Annotated in this window: 7 protein-coding genes; 6 read left to right on the top strand and 1 reads right to left on the bottom strand. The window is 58.3% G+C overall.

Annotated features, from left to right (window positions below):
• Positions 1-158 precede the first annotated feature (158 nt).
• From ACR0EN_RS18845 to ACR0EN_RS18835, 3 genes are read left to right on the top strand one after another with little or no spacing between them, the layout of a single operon-like run.
• Entirely contained in the window at positions 159-8,126 is a 7,968-nt protein-coding gene (locus ACR0EN_RS18845; RefSeq protein ID WP_480588280.1) for a SpvB/TcaC N-terminal domain-containing protein, read from the top strand.
• Between the two features lie 28 nt (positions 8,127-8,154).
• Positions 8,155-15,102: a neuraminidase-like domain-containing protein gene (locus ACR0EN_RS18840; protein ID WP_480588278.1), complete on the top strand. Its 6,948-nt coding sequence runs from the start codon at positions 8,155-8,157 to the stop codon at positions 15,100-15,102.
• 19 nt (positions 15,103-15,121) lie between these two features.
• Positions 15,122-18,481 (top strand): Tc toxin subunit A-related protein, encoded by a 3,360-nt coding sequence (locus ACR0EN_RS18835; protein WP_480588276.1) that lies wholly within the window; start codon positions 15,122-15,124, stop codon positions 18,479-18,481.
• A 23-nt stretch (positions 18,482-18,504) separates the two neighbouring features.
• On the opposite strand, the gene ACR0EN_RS18830 is transcribed toward ACR0EN_RS18835, so the two are convergent.
• A complete protein-coding gene (locus ACR0EN_RS18830) occupies positions 18,505-20,034 on the bottom strand; it encodes a sulfatase-like hydrolase/transferase (protein WP_480588274.1) in 1,530 nt (509 codons plus the stop codon).
• Positions 20,035-20,409: 375 nt separating this feature from the next.
• Here ACR0EN_RS18830 and ACR0EN_RS18825 point away from each other — a divergent pair, with 375 nt between their 5' ends.
• From ACR0EN_RS18825 to ACR0EN_RS18815, 3 genes are read left to right on the top strand one after another with little or no spacing between them, the layout of a single operon-like run.
• The gene (locus ACR0EN_RS18825) at positions 20,410-21,213 is read left to right on the top strand and encodes an inositol monophosphatase family protein (RefSeq protein WP_170626926.1); all 804 of its coding nucleotides are present in this window, start codon (positions 20,410-20,412) and stop codon (positions 21,211-21,213) included.
• Positions 21,214-21,217: 4 nt separating this feature from the next.
• On the top strand, positions 21,218-22,918 hold the full coding sequence (locus tag ACR0EN_RS18820) for a Na/Pi cotransporter family protein (RefSeq protein WP_480588272.1): 1,701 nt from the start codon (positions 21,218-21,220) through the stop codon (positions 22,916-22,918).
• The gene (locus ACR0EN_RS18815; RefSeq protein ID WP_170613576.1) at positions 22,915-23,664 is read left to right on the top strand and encodes an N-formylglutamate amidohydrolase; all 750 of its coding nucleotides are present in this window, start codon (positions 22,915-22,917) and stop codon (positions 23,662-23,664) included. Before ACR0EN_RS18820 ends, ACR0EN_RS18815 begins: the two co-directional genes overlap by 4 nt.
• Positions 23,665-23,762 lie beyond the last annotated feature (98 nt).

The raw sequence follows: 23,762 nt of genomic DNA, 5'->3' as shown, positions 1-23,762 counted from the left end.
AAGGCTTGCGAGCTTGTGCTTAACAACACAACCAGAACGGTATGGCAGACAATCGCCGATCCCATCTGATTGCATTGACCCAGCGGTTTCCGATTGCTTACCCTACGTAAAGCACCCCTGTGGCGCTGATATTTTTATGACGAATTTATGGTGGCCGAATGTTAGGCTCCACTGCCATTTCCCGACCTCAAAGGTCGGAAGCATCCGCCATTTCAGGTGACAATGGCGCCAACAAAGATGTGCTGTCGCTTAATCTGCCGAAAGGCGGTGGCGCGATTTCTGGTATTGGTGAAAAGATTACCTCGAACCCGGTGACCGGGTCTGCGTCCTTGACGATTCCGGTTCCTGTCAGCCCTGGGCGTGGTGGTTTCACACCAGAGCTGCAACTGAGCTATGAGGCTGGCACCAGCAGCGGCATATTCGGCTTTGGATGGTCACTTTCGCTGCCCGAGATTACGCGCAAAACGGAAAAAGGCCTGCCCCGATACGACGATGCCGCCGGATCGGATGTCTTCCTGATTTCGGGGTCTGAAGATCTGGTGCCGCTGCTCGATTCTCAGGGGGCACAATGGGAAGATCGCGCGCGGTTTCCAGGTGTGACCATCCACAGGTTCCGCCCACGGATCGAAAGCGCTTTTGCCCGCATTGAGCGGTGGACAGACGAGGCGACGGGTATCGCGCATTGGCGTGTCACGTCGCGCGAAAACGTCACTTCGATCTATGGCGCGTCAGGCCTATCAAGGGTAGCAGACCCGGACGACCCCGCCCGTGTATTTCGCTGGTTGTTGTCCGAGACCATCGACGACAAAGGCAACGCCATCCGATACGAGCATGTCGCCGAAGACGCAGTTGGCATCGATCAGGCGCAGGCGCACGAAGCCAATCGGTCCCGCACAGCCGAGCGGTACCTGAAACGCATCCGTTACGGCAATCGAGTCTCTCGTTTGGTTGATCCGGATGTGAATGCAGGTGGATGGCTGTTCACGGTCGTATTCGATTATGGCGAAGACCACCTGTTGCCAATCGCACCTGATCCCAACGTGGCGGCGGATGCTCAGCATGAGCTTGTCCATGCATCCGCTGATCCCGGCCGAAATTGGCAAGTGCGCCCGGACCCCACATCAAGCTACCGCGCGGGCTTTGAGGTTCGGCGCTATCGTCGCTGCCATCGAATTCTGACATTTCACGATATCCCCGACCTGCCGACGGGCGAACCGGGCTATCGCGGTCTCGTGAAGGCAACCGAGTTTTCCTATGACGATTTCACCCCTCCCGGTGCTGGCACTGATGACGAGCGTCAGCACCCCGGCAGTACGCGCTATGGCTCATTCCTCATGGCGGTCGCGCAGTCGGGCTTCGCTCCGGACGATACGGTTGCACCGCTCGATGTGAACGGAGCCACGTTCCTCGCCTACAGACGACAGGCAATTCCACCGGTGGAATTCACCTATAGCCGAGCTGAAGTGAACGATATTGTGCACGGCCTTGACCGCGAGCAGACCGAAGGTGCTCCGGCCCGACTTACCGATCCGGCAAACTGGGTTGATTTGGACGGTGACGGTGTTGGTGGAATTTTGACTTCGACCCCAGGTGCCTGGCATTACACTCGCAACCTTGGACCAATGAATGGAACGGCGCGCTTTGCTGCCCCCGTGCTGGTTGCCGAACGGCCTGCATTTGCCGAGTCAGGTCAATGGATGGACCTTGCCGGGGATGGTCGCCCGGATCTGGTGGTAATGGACCGGACAACCCCGGGGTTCCATGAGCGCGACGCGCAATCAGGTTGGTCCGACTTCCGCGCGTTTGAATATTGGCCACATGTAGATGCGTCCAATGACAGCATGAAGATGGTTGACCTGACAGGCGATGGCCTTGCAGACATTCTTCTGACCGAGGACACCGCTTTTGTCTGGCACCCCTCTGAAGGCGAGGCCGGGTTTGGCCCCGCGCGCAGGCAAGCGCAGCCATGGAACGACACTGACGGACCCCGACTTGTGTTTTCCGATCCTGAGGCTGCAATTTTTCTGGCGGATATGTCCGGCGACGGATTGTCTGATCTGGTTCGTATCCGCTGTGGTGAAGTCGCCTATTGGCCCAATTGCGGATATGGGCGTTTCGGCACCAAAGTGGCGATGGACGACGCGCCACAATTTGATCGCCCCGAAATGTTCGACCGCAGCCGCCTGCGCCTGACGGATATCGACGGCTCGGGCACCACCGACATTGTCTATCTGGGTGCAGAAGGTATCGACCTCTATTTCAACATGTCTGGCAACCGGCTTGCACCGCGTCGACGCCTAGGGAATGTGCCGCCGCTTGATACCGAAACTTCGGTTGATCTGCTCGATCTATTTGGAACGGGCACCGCCTGTCTTGTGTGGTCCTCTACTTTGTCCCGCGACGCAGGTCAGCCACTGCGTTACGTCGATCTGATGGGCGGACAAAAACCGCATCTTATGACCCGATATGTCAACAATTTCGGTGGCGAGACCGAATTGCGCTATGCCTCGTCGTCGCGGTTTTACCTGCAAGACCTTTATGAAGGACGCCCTTGGGCCACGCGCCTGCCGTTCCCGGTGCAGGTGGTTGATCGCATCGTCACACATGATCGTGTGGCGCAAACCCGGTTCGTATCTCGCTTTGCCTTTCACCATGGCCATTTCGACGGGGTCGAGCGAGAGTTTCGCGGGTTTGGCATGGTCGAACAATGGGACACCGAGGAATTCGCAGCGCTCTCGTCAGATGCGCTGGGGCCACTGGCATCAAACGAAGACCCGGCGTCTCATGTTCCGCCCGTACTGACCAGAACATGGTTTCATACCGGCGTGTATCTCGACCAAGGTAGTCTGCCCGATGTCTTGGCTGGTCTGCTTGATGGGCAGGATCGTGGGGAATACTGGCGCGCACCCGCTTGGCGTGACGACGATGTTGAAGCGCGGCGGCGGCTTTTGCCCGACACGGTGTTGCCACCCGGATTGACAACCGGAGAAACCCGCGAGGCTGCGCGCGCGCTTCGCGGCACAGTGCTGCGACGTGAGACCTACGCACTCGATGGCAGGGCGGAGCCCGGCTATCCCAACGGTCACCCCTATCAGGTGGTCGAGCAAACGCAGACTGTGCATCTGCTGCAGTCCCGTGGACCCAACCGTCATGCCGTGTTTCTGACCCATGCCCGGGAAAGTCTAACCGCGCATTATGAGCGGATCCCCGATGACCCACGCCTTCAGCATCAGGTCATACTGGAGGTTGACCCGTTTGGGACTGAACTGCGCCGCGTCGATGTCATGTATGGCCGGCAAACACCTGATCCGACGCTGACGCCTGAAGATCAGGTGCGTCAGGCGCAGTTATATGCGGTATTACACACGCGGCGCGTCACGGACCTGATCGCGACAGATCAAACCTACCGCGCCCCGGTGTCATGTGAAGAACAAAGCTTTGAGCTTACCGGCTTAAGCCCAGCGCCGGGTACGCGTTTGTCCTTTGATGAGATCGAGACAGAGGCGAACGCTGCAGCCGATCTTGCTTATGAAGCGACCTCAACCGCGGGTCAGGTGCAGCGTCGTCTGATCGAACACCGCCGTCAGTACTTCAGGGATGATACGCTGACCGGCCCACTGCCGCTTGGCCAGATGGGCAGTTTGGGGCTTCTCCATCAAAGCTTCCAACTGGCCTTCACGCCGGGTCTTGTCACGCAGGTTTATGGAGGCCGCGTTGGTGCGGCCGAGATGGCGCAGGCGGGATACACCGAGATTGACGGCGACGGCCAGTGGTGGCGCCCATCGGACCGTCAGCTTTTGTCGCCCTCAAGCGGTGATACGCCCGCGCAAGAGCTGGCATTTGCACGTCAGCATTTCTTTCGTCCACATCGCCTGCGGGACCCGTTCCATCAGCCTGCGACACATACGGAAACAACAGCCCGCTATGACGCTTTCGACCTGCTGATCGAGGAAACGCAGGACGCATTGGGCAATCGCATGTCGGCAGGGGTACGCTCGACCGGTCCAGCTGGCGCAATCACCGAACGCCGACAGGATTATCGCGTTTTGCAAGCCTTGGTATTGACCGATGAGAACGGTAATCGCAGCGAGGTGGTCTTTGACGCCTATGGCCGCGTGACCGGCATGGCCCGAATGGGCAAGGTCGATGGGCCCGACGAAGGTGACAGGCTGGATGGCTTTGATCCGACACCGGTGCCTGCAGCACGCACCCAAGTGCTGACTAATCCGCGTGGACCTGAAGCTCTGGCAGCACTTGGGCGCGCGACAATGCGTTATGTTTATGATCCCTGGGCCTATTATCACTCTCGTGGGGATCCTGTCCCATCACCCGTCATCGGTCTTTCCCTGCATCGAGAGGTTCACGACAGCGATCTTTTGCCGGGTCAAGCCACCCCGTTCCTGTCCGAAATTACCTTTACAGATGGGATGGGGCAGGAAATTCAACGCAAGATTCAGGCCGAAGACGGTCCGGTCCCAACGCGTGATGGCTCGGGGAGCATTCTGCTGGGACCTGATGGTCGGCCGGTTATGTCCGCATCGCAGTCGCCACGCTGGGTCGGTACCGGCTGGCAAGTGCGCAACAACAAAGGCAATATTGTTCGACAGTTCGAACCGTTCTTCACAGATCGCCCGACCTATGAGTCCGACATCCGCATCGGTGTAAGCCCAATTTTCTTCTACGACGCATTGGGCAGAGAGATCGGGATTTTGAATCCCGATCATACATGGAGCAAACACCGGTTTTCTGTTTGGGACCAGACGACATGGGACCCGGGCGATACTGTACTGATTTCGGATCCCGCCCAAGACCCCGATCTTGGCGACCATTTCCGCAGGTTGCCGCAGGCTGCCTATTTACCCACTTGGCACGCGCTGCGCACTGATCCGGCGCAAGCGCAGGCGTTGGCGACCCGTTTCCCCGATCCCGAAGACCGGCAGCGCGCCACTGAGGCTGCATCGAAATCGGCGCTTTATGATGACACACCGATGCGGGCATTGGCGGATACCCGTGGTGCGCTGATCGCGCACCTCACCACGAACCGCACTCTCTACAGCAACACGGCCCCGGGCACCCTACCGACCGAGACACTCCACCGCGTTGCGACCGAAATCGATATCGAAGGCAATACGCGCCGAACCTGGGATGAGCTTGGGCGCGAGGTTCAGCGTACCGCTTTCGACATGCTCAGCACCGCCATTCGGACCGACAGTATGGAGGGCGGTACCCGTTGGCGGCTATCGGATGTAAATGGCGAAACGGCGTTTACGTGGGATGCGCGCGACCACCGGCTGCGCCACGAATTCGATGTATTGCGCCGACCCATCGCCACTCATCTAAGCATCAATGCGGTTCCTGAGCTGCGGATCGATGAAACGGTCTACGGAGAATCGCTGCCGACACCCGAAGCCCTGAACCGCCGCAAACGCATCGCGATCAGCCGCGACCAATCCGGCACGATGGAAATTCTGGCCCATGATTTCAAAGGCAACCCAATCCGCAGCCAGCGGCAACTGGCGCAGGAGTTTCGCACCACGCTCGATTGGGCCGCACCCGTGGCGACTGAGCCCGAGATTTTCGCAGGGCAAACCCGCTTTGACGCGCTGGACCGTCCGGTCCAACTGGTGCCGCTGCAATCGCAATCGCCGGGCGCGCGCATCCAGGTTGTGCAGTACCGCTATAACCCGTCCTCGCGGCTTGATCGGGTGGACACCTGGCACGCACGACCCGCGGCACCTGACACTTTATTGGATCCCGCCACTGCGGATCATTCCGTGGTCACAGGCATTGCATACAACCCTTGGGGCGACCGCGAACGCATCACCTATGGCAACGCGGTTGAAACAGAAATCCTGCATGATCCGTTGACCCGTCTCACCGAACGCATCATCACCCGGCGCGATGCAACCGGATTTGGCTCGGACTGTCCGACACCGCCAGTTGCAGGCTGGCCAGGATGCCACTTGCAGGCGCAGCACATGATCTACGATGTGTCCGGTCACGTGACCCACATCCGCGACAGCGCGCAACAGCAGATCTTTTTCCGCAATCGCCGTGTTGATGCCTCTAACGACTATACGTTTGATGCCCTGCATCGATTGATCGAGGCGACGGGCCGCGAACATCTGGGCCAGCAAGGCGGCGCACCCGGCGCCCACAGCTATAACGACGCCGCGCGAACCCGGCTGCCACACCGCAGTGATGGTTTCGCCCTTGGCCGTTATCTTGAGCGTTTTCACTATGACATTGCGGGCAACTTGATTGAGATGCGCCACCGGGGCTCTGATCCCGTGGCGCCCGGTTGGACGCGGACCTACACCTATGGCGAGGACAGCGATCTGGCCGCGGGGGTATCCTCGAACCGCTTAAGTCAAACATCGGTCGGTGCCTTGAATGATATCATCAGTCAGGGCGGTGACGGCTATGATGCGATGGGCAACATGCTGCGCCTTTCTCATCTCGATCAGATCGCATGGGACCACGACAACCAACTGCGCATGTGCCGCCGTCAGGCAGTTGGACCTGATGATGCGGACGGCCTGGCGCACCAAGGGGACCGCACTTTCTTTGTTTACGCCTCTGACGGGACCCGCATCCGAAAAGTGACAGAAACCGCTGCAGGAGCCATCCGTCGCGAAACGATCTCGCTGGGCGGGTTCGACATTATCCGCGAACCGGGTGCAAACCCGCGGACCCGAGAGACCCTGCATGTGGGGGACGAAGCTGGCCGTATTGCATTGGTTGAGACGACGATCGCCGGTGGAGCGGTCAGCCGCGTCATTCGTTATCAGCACAGTAACCATGTGGGCAGTGTGGGGATCGAACTGGACGAGAACGGCAATGTTCTGTCTTACGAGGAATACAGCTCCTTCGGCAGTACCACCTATCAAGGCGTTGCCACCGCTGGCCTAGGTCCGAAACGTTTTCGATATACCGCGATGGAGCGGGATGCCGAAACCGGGCTTAACCATCATGGTGCCCGCTATGCCGCCCCTTGGCTCGGCCGATGGATCAGCGCCGATCCCATCGGAATTGAAGGTGGGCTGAACCTTTATGCTTATGCCTATAACAACCCGGTAACGCTCAACGATCCCGAGGGCACTGCGCCGCCCACTGTGCCCAACGGAGGCCTTGAAGTTGCATCGTTGCAGAAGGGTCTTGAGACGCTTGATGCGCTGGCGACTCAGGTCAGGAACACTGAAGGCAGCGTGCAGGAGTTTGCCCTTATCAAAGAGAACAACACGTTCAAGATATTGAAGGGCACGGCCACCAAGCCCGAGGTCTCGATTCCAAAGGGAACGACGGCTATCGCACACACGCACCCGCCCACTGCCATGGTTTCCTTTGCAGACGTCAACACCACCCATGCCCAGGGTGTGAAGGTCGCCGGAGTCCGGTCTCATCTGGTGGCGCATGGCAACGGCAATTGGACGCTGATCGAGATCCCGAAACAGGGAAACGGAATGTTGACCTCATTCGACACCAATACCGGCATGATCAAGGGCACCGTGCAAGTCTACCGCCCGGGCGCTGCGCCCGATACTGCGTCGATGGTGCAAAAAGTCGACACCATGAACATGGTGAACAAGCAAGGCAAAATCACCTCAATTTCCAAGCTCGCCAAAGCAATGCGGGGTAGCAAGGCAGTGTCGCAGACCCTGTCCGGGGGCCGCGCCATCCTAGGGGTCATGGGCCGTGGGCTCATGGTGATCGGTATGGCGGCCAGCGGCATTCAGGTTGGCACAGGGATCACTCAAATCGCCGAAGGCGAGACCGGCGTTGGCACTGCAAATGTGGTCGAGGGCACGGCCTCGGGCACTCTCAACGTGGTCTCGGTGTCGGGCAAGCTCGTCACGGGTGGTGGTGCCGGATCGGTCCTTGCCGCCGGGCTCGCAGCTTTCGGCTCAATTGCACTGGCCGGAACCGAAGCTCGCTCCGCAATCAAAGGCGAAAAAACCGCCGCACGCGAAGCGGCCGATTTTTGGGTGGACGAAATCGATGCAGGCCATCGTCAGGGCGGCGTTGGCGGCTTCTTCCGACGGTCCGCTGGTTACCTTGGCCTGGGCGCGGCAGGCACGATGTCGATCCTGCAAGGCCAGGGCATCAAAGGCCATTTGAAATGGTGAACGCAGTTGTCAGAAAGGGTACCTCCTCATGACCAAAGTTACGCATCCGCTAAAGCCCAGAATGCGCCGCGCTACGGTGGGCGATCTGCAATCCGCTTTGCTGGCACTGCTGCGTGAAGGCTTGCTGCTGGCCAATGATATCAGCGCGCGCCGAGCGCTGGCCGATATCGTGTCGCGCGAAAAGGATGGCCGCACACCGACCTACGGAAAAGGCACCACTGAAGCCGTTCGCCTGTTTCAGAAAGAGGCCGATCTGTCCCCGACCGGCAGTGTCGATAAAAGGACGGCGGCTGTGATTAACGATCTGGTCGCTCGACTGGACACACCGACGGATTTTGGCACCTACCGTGTCAGCGGTCGCGTTATAAGTGCGCAAAGTGCGGCTGTTGATGGCCTTGCTGTTGTTGTTGTCGACAAAGGTGTCGGCGGCGACGTTGAACTGGGGAAGGCTACAACCGGTAAACGCGGTGCCTTCGAGATTGTGTTTACCGGAGATCTGATCACCAAGCGCGGCAAGGATGCACCAGACCTTCAGGTGCAGGTGCGTTTGAATGACGATGTGGTTGCCGCTTCGGCGGTGGAATATGACGCCGGACCGGATTCCGAGCTTTCCGTGGTTCTGCCTGCTGAAAGTGCCGCAAAACTGTCGTCAGAACACGCCACACTGACCAAGGCGCTCTCTGGTCAGTTCAACGGTGCCTTGTCGAAACTTGAAGAAAGCGACACCCGTCAGGACATCACATATCTGGCCAATAAAACAGGTTGGGACGCGCGCGCCGTGGCACTGGCGTCGCTATCCCAGCAGTTGTCTGACAAGACCGCTGGACGGCGTGGTCAACGCATCGACTCTGGCCTGTTCTATGCGCTTTTACGTGCAGGTGTTCCCGCTGATGACACCGCGGTTTTCCGCACGCCCCCTGCTAAAGTGGCGCAAATCTGGAAATCCGCGCTGGATGAAGGATTGATCGACGCCAAACTGGCGGATCAGACAGATGCCTCCCTTGCCCGATTTACCGAAGTCTCCGCGCGCGTGCGGCTGGATACGCCCCCTCCCGGGGCTTTGGCCGGAATGCAGCCTTTGCTTGCACTTTCGCTGACGCGGGATGACGAGCGTGAAACTTTTGCCGCGCTCCATGCGGCGCATGGTGATGATCTCGATACATTCTGGACCGAGGTAGAGGGTAAGTTGGGTCAGGACAAAGCCACCCGTTTGCAGACCGATGGCAAGCTTGCCTATCTGACGCTCAACAACTCCAAGCTGGTCGAACGCTTGCACCGTGACACCGATGGCGATGCGGACGGTACGTTGGGAGGCCTAGTGAAGGCGGGTTTTCATAAAGCCGATGCCTGGGCCGCGATCATGGATGATACCGACCCCGTGCCAGAGGCAGTTCAGGGCCGGGATGCCGCCGAAAGACGCGCCAACTATGCAGAATTCATGGCCGCTCAGGTGCGGCTGTCTTTCCCGACTGCGGTTGTTGCGGAAATGGTCCGGGCGCAGGAGACGCCATTGGTCGATACAGGGCTGTCGAATAACGTGCATGATTTCCTCGCAAAACATGCCGATACCTTCCAGATAGGCCAGCAGCCCGTTGCGCGCTTTATTGCAAAAAATGCGCTGGACGAACCGCCAGAAGTGGTGCGCGAAATCTCACGCATTCAGCGGGTCTATCAGATCTCACCCGACGACAGCAGTATGAATGCCATGCTGGCTGCAGGGTTGGATTCGGCCTATGCGGTCGTGGCGCTGCCACAAGATGAGTTCCTGCGCGCCCACAAGGCCGTTCTGAACGAGGCCGTCGCGATGCAGATCTACCGCAAGGCTGAACAGGTCCATGGAGCGGTTCTGAATCTGGCCACCGCCTATATGACTCATCGGATGATGCCAGCGATCGGCCCCAGCGTGGGCGCTGCTGACGGATTTTTGAACCCTACCCCGGGCGGGTCGGACAATTTTGGTGATGTGCTCGCATACTCCACATTAGAAGAGCTTTTCGGTTCGATGGATTATTGCGGATGCGAGCATTGCCGGTCAGTCCTCAGCCCCGCAGCCTATCTTGTCGATCTTCTGCTGTTTCTCGATCGCCCCGCGACCGAGATTCCGAACGGCTTCACCAATCCACTTGATGTGTTGCTTGATCGGCGGCCTGATATTCAACACCTGCCTCTGACTTGCGAAAACACTCTGACGCCTGAGCCATACATCGACTTGGTGAACGAGGTGCTTGAGCATTTCGTTGTCAATGGCATGTCTTTGGGTGGATATCAGGGTCATTCGACCGATGGTCAAACACCGCCTGAAGAGTTGTTGGCCAGCCCTCAATTTGTACGCGATGCCGCCTATGCCACGCTGGCCACCGCCCAGTTCCCCACCCCATTGCCGTTTGACCGTTCGTTGGAGGCACTGAAGGCCCTGTTCAATCGTTTCGACGCGCCTTTACATCGGGTTATGGCTGACTTGGGTTCGTCAGACGCGCTGGACGATGCACCGTACGGATGGCGCGACATCTGGCTGCAGCGCTTGAACATCTCGCGCGGTCTCAACGCCGTCCTGACCGAAAGCGTGGCGGTTGCCGGGTCAGCGCGACCCGATCTGACAGTGCGTTCGCTTTATGGTTTTGATGCGGGTGCCAGCGCAGCCGAAGTGCGTGATGGCTTGGAAAGCGTGCGCGACCTATGCCGCCGTACCGAGATCACGCCGGTTGATCTCGTGAACATCCTAAAGACTGAGTTCGTGAACCCCGGAGCCGCGCTGATCCCGAAGCTTGAGCATCTTGGCCTGGGCTTCGACGATATCCGGGCCTTCCGGGACGGCGCGATCAACTCCGCAGAACTACAAAGCCGGATGGCGGCAGGGGTCGAGCCTGAACGCTTTGGCGGTGATGTCGAGGCATGGTTGCTTGATGACACTACTTTCGACCGGATCATGGGTCTGATCGTGCTTACAAATCCGCAAGACCCGTCGGATATGTGCGACCTAAGCGCGCTTGAACTGCGTCACCCAGACCCTGATCCGCTGTCCAACCGCCTTGAATGGAATGACTTTATCCGGATTAACCGGTTCGTCCGTCTGTGGCGTGTTCTGGAACTTAGCATTGCCGACACGGATGCTATCATCTCGGCGCTTTATCCGACGAACCAGATGCCGGACGGCGCCGACGCGCAGGTAGACCTGGCTCGCATGGACGCCGGCTTTGCCGAGCTCCTGCCACAGTTGGGCATCGCCATGTCGGCCCTTGATGCGCTGGAGCTAAGGCCTGAGGACGCGCTGCGCCCGATCCTGGCCCTCTTTGGACCAATCAGCACCAATGGAACCGCCGCGCTATTCCGTGAAATGTTCCAGCGGCCTGCTCGCGAAAACCCCGCCTTTGCCGAAGATGGTTTTGGCGGCGTGCTTACAGACCCTGCGGCCCTGTTGCTGCCCGAGGTTGAAACATTGCGCGCGGCCTTTTCATTGACGGGTCCGGAATTTAACCGGATCGTTGCTGTTTTGGGGTTCGATGACACGACACCCCTGACCATTGAGACGGTCAGCGCAATCTACCGTCGCGGCTGGTTGGCGCGCGCGCTTGAGCAAAGCGTGCCGGGATTGGAGCGTTTGCTGCAAGCCACCGGTCTTGACCCCTATGGCCCGCAAGACGCCACTACACCCGCTCTGCTGACGGTTATCGATCTGGTGCATCGCCTGTCCGAGCTAGGCCTGTCGCTGGAAACAGCGCTGGCGCTGCTGTTGAACCATGACCCAAGTGGCCAGACGACACCGCCCGCAGAAAACATCACGACCCTGGCACGCGATCTGCGTGCAGGGTTTGCGGCGATCACCAATGACTTTGTTCTGGTGGACGATCCCGATGGCGGTATTGCCCGGTCCCACATGGCTCTGGTCTATGGGGCCGAAGCGACCGAGCAGTTCTTCGGATATCTGGAGGCCACATCCTCGGCCGAGGTTACCTATGACCATTCTGCCCCTGCGCTAGAGCCGGCGATCCTGGCCGAGGCGCCCGATCAAATCGCTTATGACGATTTCCGCAAGGTTCTGGTTTTCAACGGGCTCATGTCGACCACGGTCAGAGATGCCCTGCAGGCCGTCGCCGGGACACCTGCTGCCTTCACGCCAGCAATTGACGCTTTGTTCAACGCAAGCGAGGCACAATCACAGCCATTTTTCACCCGCTTCCCCGAGCTGCTCCCGCTTCACGACGCCTACCGCAGCTCAATTGCGTCAAAGGCCGATGCCTATCGTGCCCTGCTTGAAGGAATCCTGCCGCAGCTGATCTCAAGACGGAAACGCCAGGTGGCGCTGCAGCTTCTGGGTACCGCGATCGAGGTTGAGGCTGATCTGGCAGCCGTCCTGTTCGAAAAGGCCGAGGTTCTGCATGCGGCGACTGATCCGGCCAGCTCCGCGCTTGAGGATGCCCTGATGCTCGAATCCGGGGGTCTGAGTGCTGAAATCAGCGATGGTCCGGCCCACACTGCACCGCCTGCGCGGGTCGAAACTTTATCTGGCGCGATTGATTTTGCCTCCACTGGAACAGTGCTGCCAGACAATCAAACCACACCAGGTTCTTCGATTTCGATCCGGTTACGGGGATATCTGGAAGCGCCTGAAAACGGGTTCTTCAACATTGCTGTCGAAGCTGATGCGGGCGCGACCGTGACACTCAGCATCGCAGGCGAACCTGTTCCTCTGACCGAGGCGGGCGGCATATGGTCAAACACCAACGCGATCGAGCTTCGCGCAGGCACTTTGGTCGAAATCGCGCTGGGCGTGGCCAATGTGACCGACCGTCTGGCGTTGCGTTGGAGTGCACCGGGCCGAGGAACTGAGGTCATCGACGCTTCGCATCTCTACCCGGCTGATCCGGTATCGCATCTGGGCGCGGCCTACCTGCGCACGCGCCGCATTGCCAGGTTGTCCGAAACGCTGAAACTTGACGTCGCTGAGGTCTTGCACCTGACGACACATGGCGATTTGCAGATTGCGGGTGCGGCCTGGCCAAACAGCCTGCCCGTCACCGGCACACCTGATGATCCGACCTCCGCCGCGCTGATGGGGGTGCTAACGGCACACCTGCGCATGGCGCGATTAAAGGCGGCTTATGACCCTGAAAATGCCCGGCTGGTCTCGATAGCCGAGAATCCAGCATTCGCCATAGCCGACGCCGAGGCTGAGTTGTTCCAAGTCACGCGCTGGGATCCCGTGGATATCGCCGCCCTGTTGGTACATTTCGGACTCACCCCAGCCGATATTGGCGATCTGGCCGTTCTGGAGCGGCTTCATGACATCGCCGAATGGCTGACGGCACTTGGGATTCCGGCGACAGCGCTTATCGCTGCCGCAACACCCGCCCCAACCGGACCCATTGTGCGGAATTTCCGCGCCGCCCTTCGTGCGCGTTACAGCCCGGATGACTGGCTCAAAATCCTGCAACCGATCAATGACCGCCTGCGCAAGCGCCAGCGTGATGCATTGGTGGCGCATATCCTGCACGATCTGCGCGGGCGTCCGGATGCGGCGCATATCAACACGCCCGAAAAGTTGTTCGAATACTTCCTGATGGACGTGCAGATGGAGCCGTGCATGCTCACTTCGCGGGTTCGTCACGCATTGTCCTCGGTACAGATCTTTACCGAGCGCTGCCTGATGAACCTTGAACCCCGTGTGGCTGCATCCAGCCTTCGGTCCAAGCATTGGGAGTGGATGAAGCGTTACCGCGTGTGGGAGGCAAACCGGAAAATCTTCCTGTACCCTGAAAACTGGATGGAGCCGGAATTGCGCGACGACCAGTCACCCTTCTTCCGCGAGGCGATGAGTGAATTGCTGCAGGGTGACATCACCGAGGAACGCGCAGCCACCTCGCTGATCGGGTATCTGCAGAAACTGGAAGAGGTCGCCAAGCTGGAAGTATGCGGTGTCTACCAGATCGAAGGCGATCCCGGTGCTGCAGACGACGTGTTGCATGTTATCGGGCGCACCGCCGGGGCCAAACGCAGTTATTACCACCGGACCCGTGCCTACGGCTCGTGGAGCGCGTGGGAGAAAATCCCGCTGGATATCGAGGATAATCCGGTCATGCCGCTGGTCTGGAACAATCGTCTGTTCCTGTTCTGGATCAAGATGATGCCGGAAAACACGGCACAAGGAACACCCAACGCGGGATCAGGCCCGCTGGCCGAGGTTGAGGCGTCATCGTTGATGGATGTTGATGAACCCACCTTTGACGTCAAGGTCATGCTGAACTGGACCGAACGGGTGGATGGCGTGTGGCAACCGCCGCGCAGTTCGGATCCTGATGAGCCCCTGTTGCTGCGCGAAAACGTGCCAGCCCGAGAGATGCGCAATTTCCGTAAAGGCATCCGCCTGTCTTCATTCCCATGGACCAACGGGATGCGGATATCGATCTCGTACAAGGATTGGCTGGGCGTTTCGTTCTTTATGTACAACACGTTTAGCACACCCGATACGCGCTCACCCAAGAAGGCGCCGCATTTCTTGCCGAAACGTATTACGTCGACCGGGTCAAACCGCCTTACAGCGATCTATTCCAATGACGGGATCACGCATCGGTTGCTGTCCAATAAGGCGCCCGATCAGGCCACACAGCCGCATCACCCGACCAATGGAGAAGCCTGGGAGTCGCCGTTCTTCTATGCCGACCCGCGACATGTGTTCTACGTGTCCACGAAGCAGCGGATCGTCGAAGTTGTGACCTGGCTTGATTTTGGCCGCGTGGCCGAAGTTGACCCGACAATCGATACCATGGTGCTGGCGTTTGAGCCGTTTGCCGAGCAGCCCGACCGGATTGAACGGGTGACTGCAATCCCCGGCTTTGGCAGCGCCGACCTGAGCACTCTTCGTGCATTCGTGACCGAAGACGCCTTTGTCCATACAGCGCTGGGCACCGGTGGCACGGTCCGCTTTGGCGACCGCGACATCGGCCCGATGGGCAGCACCGTCCGCATGCGTCGCACTTGATCCGGAAAGGACTTTGATCATGGATACCAGCAAGATCAGCACTTACGGCTATCATCACCTGCTTGATCAGGACATTTTCGGCCCCCAGAAGATCAAGCTTATCAGCTATGAAAAACACTGGGACTACACGTTTGAAAACTTCTTCCACCCCTTCGTGTCGGAGTTGATCGAGCGTCTGAACATACAGGGTGTGCCCGGGATGTTGTCCCCGGAGTTTCACAAAAGCTTGCGCAAGTCATTCTTCAATTCCCTCTATTCCCCGCAGGAAACCGACAAGATCGACATCCATTCGTTCCCGAAGGAAATCGACACGCGGATGGGTGGGCCTTATGCCAACTACAATTGGGAACTGATGTTCCATGTGCCGCTGACCATTGCGGTGCACTTGTCCAAGACCCAACGTTTCGCCGAAGCGCAACGCTGGTTCCATCTGATTTTCGATCCGACCGAGAATGACCCCGATGTACCGGTGCCCACACGCTATTGGCGTTTCCTTGCCTTTCGCGAGGGCGAAGCTCAATCCATCGATACGTTGTTGACCCTGCTCAGCAAACCAAACGACGAATGCACCGACGCGGAGCTGGCCGAGAAAGAAGCGATCCTAAATGGGTATGAAGCGGTGCGAAACACCCCGTTTCAGCCCTTTGCAGTCGCGCGCACACGGACGATTTCATTCATGATGCACGTGGTGATGAAGTACCTCGACAATCTGATTGCCTGGGGTGACAACCTGTTCCAGCAATTCACGCGCGAAGCCATCATGGAAGCGCTGCAGATCTATGTGCTCGCCTCGAACTTGTTGGGCGACAAGCCGCAGCGGTCACCTGCGGGTGGAACAACCACGCCACGCACCTTTGCGCAGCTTCGGGCGCAAGGGCTTGATCCGATGGGCAATGCATTGGTCGAGCTTGAAGGCGCGTTCCCCTTCAATTTCACAACGCCAACAGGTGCGGGCACCAGCGACAGCGCTGCGCCGTTATTCGGTATGGCCCGCACGTTGTATTTCTGCATCCCGCATAATGAAAAGCTGCTGGGTTATTGGGATACGGTTGCCGACCGGCTGTTCAAAATCCGCAACTGTATGGATATCGAAGGGCAGGTTCGTCCGCTTGCCCTGTTCGACCCGCCGATCGATCCCGGAATGCTGGTCAAGGCGGCGGCGGCTGGGCTGGATATCGGCTCGGTCGTGTCAGGCTTAAATCAACCGGTCAGCCCCGTCCGCTCGCGCGTGTTGATCGAGAAGGCGGCGGAATTGGCTGGTGAGGTCCGAAATATCGGGTCGGCGTTGCTGACCGCCTTGGAGAAACGCGACGCCGAGGCGCTAGCCCTGTTGCGGCAGGGGCACGAAGTCAGCTTGCAGAAACTGCAAGTCGATCTGCGTTACCTGCAATGGAAAAACACCGAAGCAGCGACGCAAGCGCTGATAGGCAGTCGTGGCGCGGCGCTTGAGCGATTGAACTATTACAAGCGCCTGCTGGGTCAGGAAGCTGATCCAAATGCGCCCGAGACCCTTGAGTTGACCCGTCAGACCCTGACAAAGGCCAATTTCGACGAAGCCTACGAAGCACTTGTTGCGCAATATGACGTGCCGGTTCAGCGGCTGGAGTTTCCCGATCTTGAGCGTCCGGGCGATGGCGATGGCGCGCAGACGTCAGGCCAAACCGGGGACGGAGACCTTCACCTGTCGAAAAAAGAGAATGAAGAACTTAACATCCTGCTGCCAATAGCCCGGGACACAACGCTGGCCAAATCGGTATTCCACTCGATCTCGGCAACGCTTACCCCGATCCCCGACCCGAAACTGGACCTGCATTATTGGGGCCTCGGTGGCACCATCGACTTTAAGGTAGGAACCGTGCTGTCCTCGGTCATGCGGATCGCGGGGGATGTATCCGGGATGATCGCGGACTGGAACCGTGATCAGGCCGGGATGGCGGCCCGCACTGCCGCCTATGAACGTCGCGCCGATGAATGGATATTGCAGCACAATCTGGCGGCCCATGATGTGATGCAGATCGGGCGTCAGATTCTGACATCGTTGATCGCGGAACAGGCGCAGCATCGCGAATACCTGAACTTGAAGAAGGCAATCCGTCTAACAGAGCAGACCCGCGATTTCTTGCAGGACAAATACACCAACGAAGAGCTCTATGGCTGGCTGCAAGGCGAGTTGTCAAAGCTGTATTACGAGTACTACCGCTTTGCCTTCGATACCGCGCGACGCGCCGAGCAGACCATGAAAGCCGAACTGATGCGGCCCGAGCTGGATCAGAAAACTCTGGTGCAGTTCAACTATTGGGATGGCGGTCGCAAGGGGCTTCTTTCCGGCGAAGCGCTGCTGCTGGACGTCAAGCGGATGGAGCTTGCGTATCATGAACACAACCGAAACGAATACGAGCTGACCAAACATGTCAGCCTGCTGCAAATCGATCCACTGGCCCTGGTCAACCTACGACGCACGGGTCGGTGTACCTTCAAAATCCCCGAGGCGCAGTTCGATCTGGATGGGCCGGGCCACTATTTCCGCCGGATCAAGAGTGTTGCGCTCAGCCTGCCCTGCGTGTCCGGGCCCTATATTGGGACCCACGCGAAACTCGTGCATCTCAAGAGCAGCATCCGGCAACGACCGGATATCGGGGATGGCTATGTTCGCACGGGCCCCGAAGACGACCGTTTCGCCGATATTCACAGCGCCGAAAGCAATGTGTTCAGTGCGGCGCAAATGGAAACCGGTCAGTTCGAGGGCATGCCTGATGATCGCTATTTACCATTCGAAAATGTGGGCGCAGTCAGCGAGTGGCGGCTAGAGCTGCCGGCGGACCCAACGCAAGGCGATCCGCAGCAGTTCGACTATGACACGATCTCGGACGTCGTCTTGCACCTGCGCTACACTGCGCGGGATGGCGGTGGACCCGTGCGTAATGCGGCGGTTGATCATCTGAAAGCCGATATCGCGGCAGACGGGACTGTGGGCAATGTGCGGCTATTCTCACTGCGGCACGAGTTCCCGACGGAATGGGCGCGCTTCCGCCGCGAAACACCCGCTGCGGGTGGGCGTCACGAGCTGCGGCTGACACTCCGACCCGAGCACTATCCCTATTGGTCGGCTGGTCGCCTCACGACGCTCAAACGGTGCGATCTTTTTGCTGAAAGCAGTCTGGATGCTGCTCCGGCAACAATCACGGTGTCTGATCGTTCTGATACCAGCGACGGAGGTGTGGTTCAGGACACATTGACCCGCCGTCCGGAACTGGGCGATCTGGCGGTTGGTCAGTTGGCGACGGTTCCGTTGCCCGCAGGCCCAACGGGTGAGATCGTGCTGTTTTTCGACACCGCAGAGTTCGAGGATATGCTGATGACTGTAACCTGGGGTGGTTGACGATCCTCAGCCATATAGGAACGTCACGGTTGGCGCGGACCATCCGGGGTGATCATCCAGTTTGACAGGGTCTTGTCCATTTTCCGCATCCGGTGACGCAACATGTCGCGTGTCATGCGCGCCAATGTGGCGGCGTGTTCAGGATGTTCTGCCACGTTCTCCATCTCACCCTGCCCTTCACCGTCAAACAGCATGGGCGGAAGATCAGCCGCAAACTCAACCAATGTAAACCGGTCGTCGCGCAGGATGCTCAGGCAGCTGTCCTCTAACCCCGTTTCCAGATCGCGTTGCCAGCGGGTTGGGTTCAGCGGATCAGCGAAGTCCAGCTCCGAGAATGAATAGCGGCGCCAGTCAGCCGGGGTTGAGGATTCACTCTGAAGGAAGGGCAACAGCGAATGCCCATTCATGGAATCCGGTATTGTCTGCCCGATCCATTCGAGAATCGTCGGAACGATATCAATCGATTCCGTGGGTGCCTCGACCCGTTTACCACGGGCTCCATCGGGCATGCGCACGATCAAGGGTGTATGATAGGCTGCATCATAAACCGACATCTTACCCCAACTGTGCCGATCCCCCAGCATCTCGCCATGATCTGCGGTGACCACCAGCATAGTGTTGTCGTACTGCCCTGTCTCTTTCAAAAACGAAACCACGCGGCCGATATGATGATCTACCTCCGTGGCAAGACCCAGATAGATCGAACGCAGCGTCTGCACTACCTCGTCCGTCGGTTCAAGGTCCGGGAAACCTTCAACAAAACCGGCAACCGTGCTGTTGGCCCGTGCCGGAGCGAAAAACGGATGCAACGCCTCTTCGGCCTCGGCGGTTAGCAGTCGCGATGGCAATGGTAGCGAGGCAGGGTCATACATTCGGTTATATGGTGCCGGGGCTACCAGCGGTGGATGCGGGCGAATGTAGGTCAGATGTGCAAACCATCCCCTGTCATCATCCGCATACGCCGGCATGGTTTCCAGAAACCGATCGGTTAGAAAGGCGGTATCGCTATCCTCGGCTGCGTAGAAGGCCGGGTCATTCAGTGCAGGCTGGCCGCCATCGGGTGCGACCGGTTTGAACACGTCAATATAGTTTTCGAACTCATATCCACGGTTTTTCAGATGAGAACGCCATGGGAATGACATCTCCAGCCGCATTTCCAGCATTTCCTGAAAACCGGCCATGTGGAATTCATATGACCTGAGCGCCGGGTCTTTTGCATCAAACACGCGCGGGTCCTGTGATGTGTCGGTATATCCAAACAGCATCGGCAGATACCCTGCTTTGCGCATCTCGCTGGCGATGGTCGGTGCATCGTGGCGCAGGGGCGTGCCGTTTCGTACCGACCGGTGGTTCATCGCGTATTGCCCGGTCAGCAATGAGGCGCGCGATGGCCCGCAGGGGTTGGTAACGGAAAAGTGCCGCGTGAAAGAAACACTGTCCTCCATCAACGCGCGCATGTGAGGCAGGTCAACATGGGCATCCAATGCCCCAAACAAACAATCCGCCCGCATCTGGTCAGTAATGATAAACAGGACGTTGTGTTTGTCTGTCATATCCCGGTGCTCCTGATCGCTGAACCGAATCCTTGGCCCTGCGCGTGAATTCCTGCCAAAACTACGCGGCGGTATTGCCTGCTTTGCCTCGGAATGGCGATACCCACCGCTCAAAAATCCACAAACGAAACCGCTAATCAACCAAAAACGGAATAATTTGGTTGAATAAGTTGTTTTTTGTGGGTTAATGTTGCTGTGCTGTGTGGGGTTTTGTGACGTTGATGCTTAAAAGATGTTGCATAATGCAGCATCGCAGAGTGACGATACAACCGGAACACCCATGTGCAATGGCGATCCGTTAGTCATCCAGTTTACCTGTACCATGACGGCGTCTCTGAATACTGCTTAAGGCATTGCAATGAGGGACAAAAACAGATGCTAACCCCACCTAATACCGTTGCAACGCCCGAAGGTACGTCAGATATCGCGATTCACGCCGCCGAAATCGCCAATATCGCCGCGCAGGCTGCGCGCGGGTACTTTCGGGGACGTTTGGGGGTTGAGTTCAAGGCGGACGAAAGCCCGGTCACACAGGCGGACAAGGGTGTCGAGGCCGTGGTGCGACAATATTTGGCTGAGAACTTTCCAGATGACGGTATCTTTGGCGAAGAACAGGGGTTCGAAGGTCAGGATCGGCAGAATGTCTGGATTGTAGATCCCATTGACGGCACCCGATCATTCCTGTCGGGGCATCCGTTGTTTGGGTTCCTGTTGGGATATCTCACGAATGGTGTTCCCCGATTGGGGGTCATCGGCATGCCTGCCCTGAACGAATTTCTGATCGGCATGAAAGGTCAAGGGGCCACACTGAATGGCAAGCCTGTCTCGGTCAGCGTTACACACCAATTGAGCGACGCAGTTTTTTTCGTCAACGAAGGCGACAAGATTTACCGGGATCATCCGGCCCTGTTTGATCGGTTGATGAATTCGGGACAGACCCGACGCTTCGCCTATGACTGCTACCCGCATGCACTACTTGCGATGGGCCATGTTGATGCGGTCATCGATTATGATCTGCAGCCTTATGACTATCTGCCGGTTTCCGCCGTAGTTGAAGCTGCGGGCGGGATCATGAGCGATTGGGAGGGTAAGCCGCTAGGTCTGAACTCCGACGGCCGAGTCATATCGGCGGCCACGCCGCAACTGCATTCCGAGCTGCTTGATCTGGTGAACGGATAACGGAATGGCGATTGTCAGTTTCCTCATAAGTCTGGCTGGTGCAACGATGCTGCTGCTCTACGCTGTGCGCATGGTGCGCACGGGCATCGAGCGTAGCTATGGTGCATCGTTTCAGCGGGTGATGACGGGGCAGCGCAGCTATGCGCAGGCCTCGATGGTAGGGCTTACAATGGCCGTCGTCTTGCAAAGCTCGGCCGCGGTTGCATTGCTGACCTCCGGATTTGCGGCGGGCGGGATGTTGGCCTTTCCGACCGGGCTCGCGATGGTTCTGGGTGGCGATCTCGGCTCGGCGCTGATCATTCAGGTTCTGTCCTTCAAACTGGATTGGTTGGTGCCGCTACTGCTTGCGGTCGGCGGCTATCTGTTCGTCAAGACAGAGGCCAAGAAACCGCGCCAGTTGGGCCGTATTCTGATGGGTGTCGCATTCATCCTGATCTCACTGCGTTTTCTCCGCGAGGCGATGGACCCAATCCGTGACAGCGCCTTTCTACCCGCCATCGCCGAGTATCTTGCGCGTGATTACATCACAGCGTTCCTAGTCGGTGGAGCGCTGGCCTTTGTCATGCATTCTTCGGTCGCTGCGATCTTGATGTGTGTGACCCTGGTGCAAATCGGGGCGATCCCGTTTGCCGCCGGGCTCTCACTGATGTTGGGTGCTAATTTCGGGTCCGCCTTCATCCCGGTTTGGCTGACACGCGGCATGGCCCTGTCTGCAAGGCGCATTCCCTTCGCTAATCTGGCGCTGCGGGGCAGTTGGTCAATTGTCTCGCTGTTTGCTGCCAACCTGGCGCTGCGAACCGGAGTATTGGGCGATCTGCAAGGCGGGCAGATGCTGGTGAATGCACATCTGATTTTCAACGCCTCGCTTCTGGTTCTGGCACTGCCGTTCTGCGGCATGCTGCGCGCGCCATTCGAAAAACTGCTGCCCGATCCGAAAAGTCCTGAAAGCAGCGCGCAGCCCGGGCAACCGATCAGCGCACTTGATCTCGACTCCCTCAGCAGACCCAATCAGGCCCTGTCTAACCTCAAACGCGAGCTTCTGCGGATGAGCGACATGGTTGGCTCGATGTTCCGGCCTGCGCTGGAGCTTTATCGCAGCGGCGACAAGGAGCAGATCCGGGCCATTCGGGACATGGATACTGATGTGAACGATTGCCTTTCTGGTATCCGGCAATATGTGGCGGCTATCCCCGCTGATGCGTTCGGCAAGGAAAATGCCAAGATTGCGCGGGACCTAATGGAATATGCCATTCGCCTGGAAACCGCGGGCGACGTGGTGGCCAAACGCCTGACGGCATTGGCGGATGACATGCGCAAAAAGGGGGCCGCGTTCTCGAAAGAAGGTTGGTCAGAGCTGGTCGAAATGCACGAGGGGATTGTGGCCAACCTGAAACTGGCCTCGAACGTGCTGATCTCGGACGATCTGGAAAGCGCGCGTCTGCTGAGCCTGGAAAAAACCGAAATCAAGCGGGCCGAGCGTGACAGTCGCAAACGCCACCTTAAACGCTTGCAACATGGCAGCGCAGAAAGCTTTGAAACCAGCGACATCCACCTAGAAACGCTGCGCGCCTTTCGCGAATTCAACAGTCACATCGCGGCCGTCGCCTATCCGATCCTGTATCGCAACGGGCAGTTGCTTGAAACCCGCCTGATCGAAGAAATGCCGCAGATGGAACAGGATGCGGATACCGAGGTCAAAGGATGACCGGATCGGTCGAAATCCTGAACCAGGCGGGCGTTGGGCGCGTCGTTCTGCTGTGTGAACATGCAAGCAACCGCATTCCGGCAGAGTTTGATGATTTGGGATTGTCCGCATCCGCGCGCGTCAGCCATGCCGCTTGGGATCCGGGCGCAATGGCGCTGACACGGGCGCTGTCGATAGCGCTTGATGCTCCGGTCGTGGCCTCGACCGTCTCGCGATTGGTCTATGATTGCAACCGTCCGCCCGAGGCGGCAAGCGCAATGCCCGAGAAATCAGAACTGATCGAAGTGCCGGGCAATGTGGGCCTCGATCAATCGCAACGCGATGCACGCATCCAGGCAGTGTATGCCCCGTTCTGTCAGGCAGTTGCACAGGTTCTGGATGCGCGCGGTCCGGATACAGTCGTTGTGACCATTCACTCCTTCACGCCGGTCTATTTTGGGCAGCCGCGCGCGGTTGAACTTGGACTTCTCCATGACGAGGACAGCCGTCTGGTCGATGCCATGCTGGATCACATGGATCAGATCCCGCATCGCCGCACGGAACGCAATCAGCCCTATGGCCCCGCTGACGGTGTAACGCATTCGCTCCGTCTCCATGCGCTGAGCCGGGGGCTGGCCAATGTGATGATCGAAGTACGCAATGATCTTTTGGGCAATGAAATACAGGTTGCCAACATGTCCCGGGACATACTGGCGCTGCTTGAACCGGCGCTGAACGATATCACGATCAGGGAGGACGCATCGTGAGCGCGACGCTGACATTTGAGCATTTGAAGGCTGAGGTTTCGTCTGGCGAGATTGATACGGTATTGGTTTGTCTGGTTGACATGCAGGGCCGTTTGATG

It is taken from the genome of Ruegeria sp. AB7 (assembly GCF_056542625.1).
Note: the sequence above shows the minus strand (reverse complement) of the source record. Positions and strands in the feature narration are given on the sequence as shown.

Bases quoted from the DNA above. Each gene is read 5' to 3' on its own strand.
- ACR0EN_RS18815 (WP_170613576.1), top strand. From the start codon at position 22,915: ATGACCGGATCGGTCGAAATCCTGAACCAGGCGGGCGTTGGGCGCGTC.
- ACR0EN_RS18820 (WP_480588272.1), top strand. From the start codon at position 21,218: ATGGCGATTGTCAGTTTCCTCATAAGTCTGGCTGGTGCAACGATGCTG.
- ACR0EN_RS18825 (WP_170626926.1), top strand. From the start codon at position 20,410: ATGCTAACCCCACCTAATACCGTTGCAACGCCCGAAGGTACGTCAGAT.
- ACR0EN_RS18845 (WP_480588280.1), top strand. From the start codon at position 159: ATGTTAGGCTCCACTGCCATTTCCCGACCTCAAAGGTCGGAAGCATCC.
- ACR0EN_RS18840 (WP_480588278.1), top strand. From the start codon at position 8,155: ATGACCAAAGTTACGCATCCGCTAAAGCCCAGAATGCGCCGCGCTACG.
- ACR0EN_RS18830 (WP_480588274.1), bottom strand. From the start codon at position 20,034: ATGACAGACAAACACAACGTCCTGTTTATCATTACTGACCAGATGCGG.
- ACR0EN_RS18835 (WP_480588276.1), top strand. From the start codon at position 15,122: ATGGATACCAGCAAGATCAGCACTTACGGCTATCATCACCTGCTTGAT.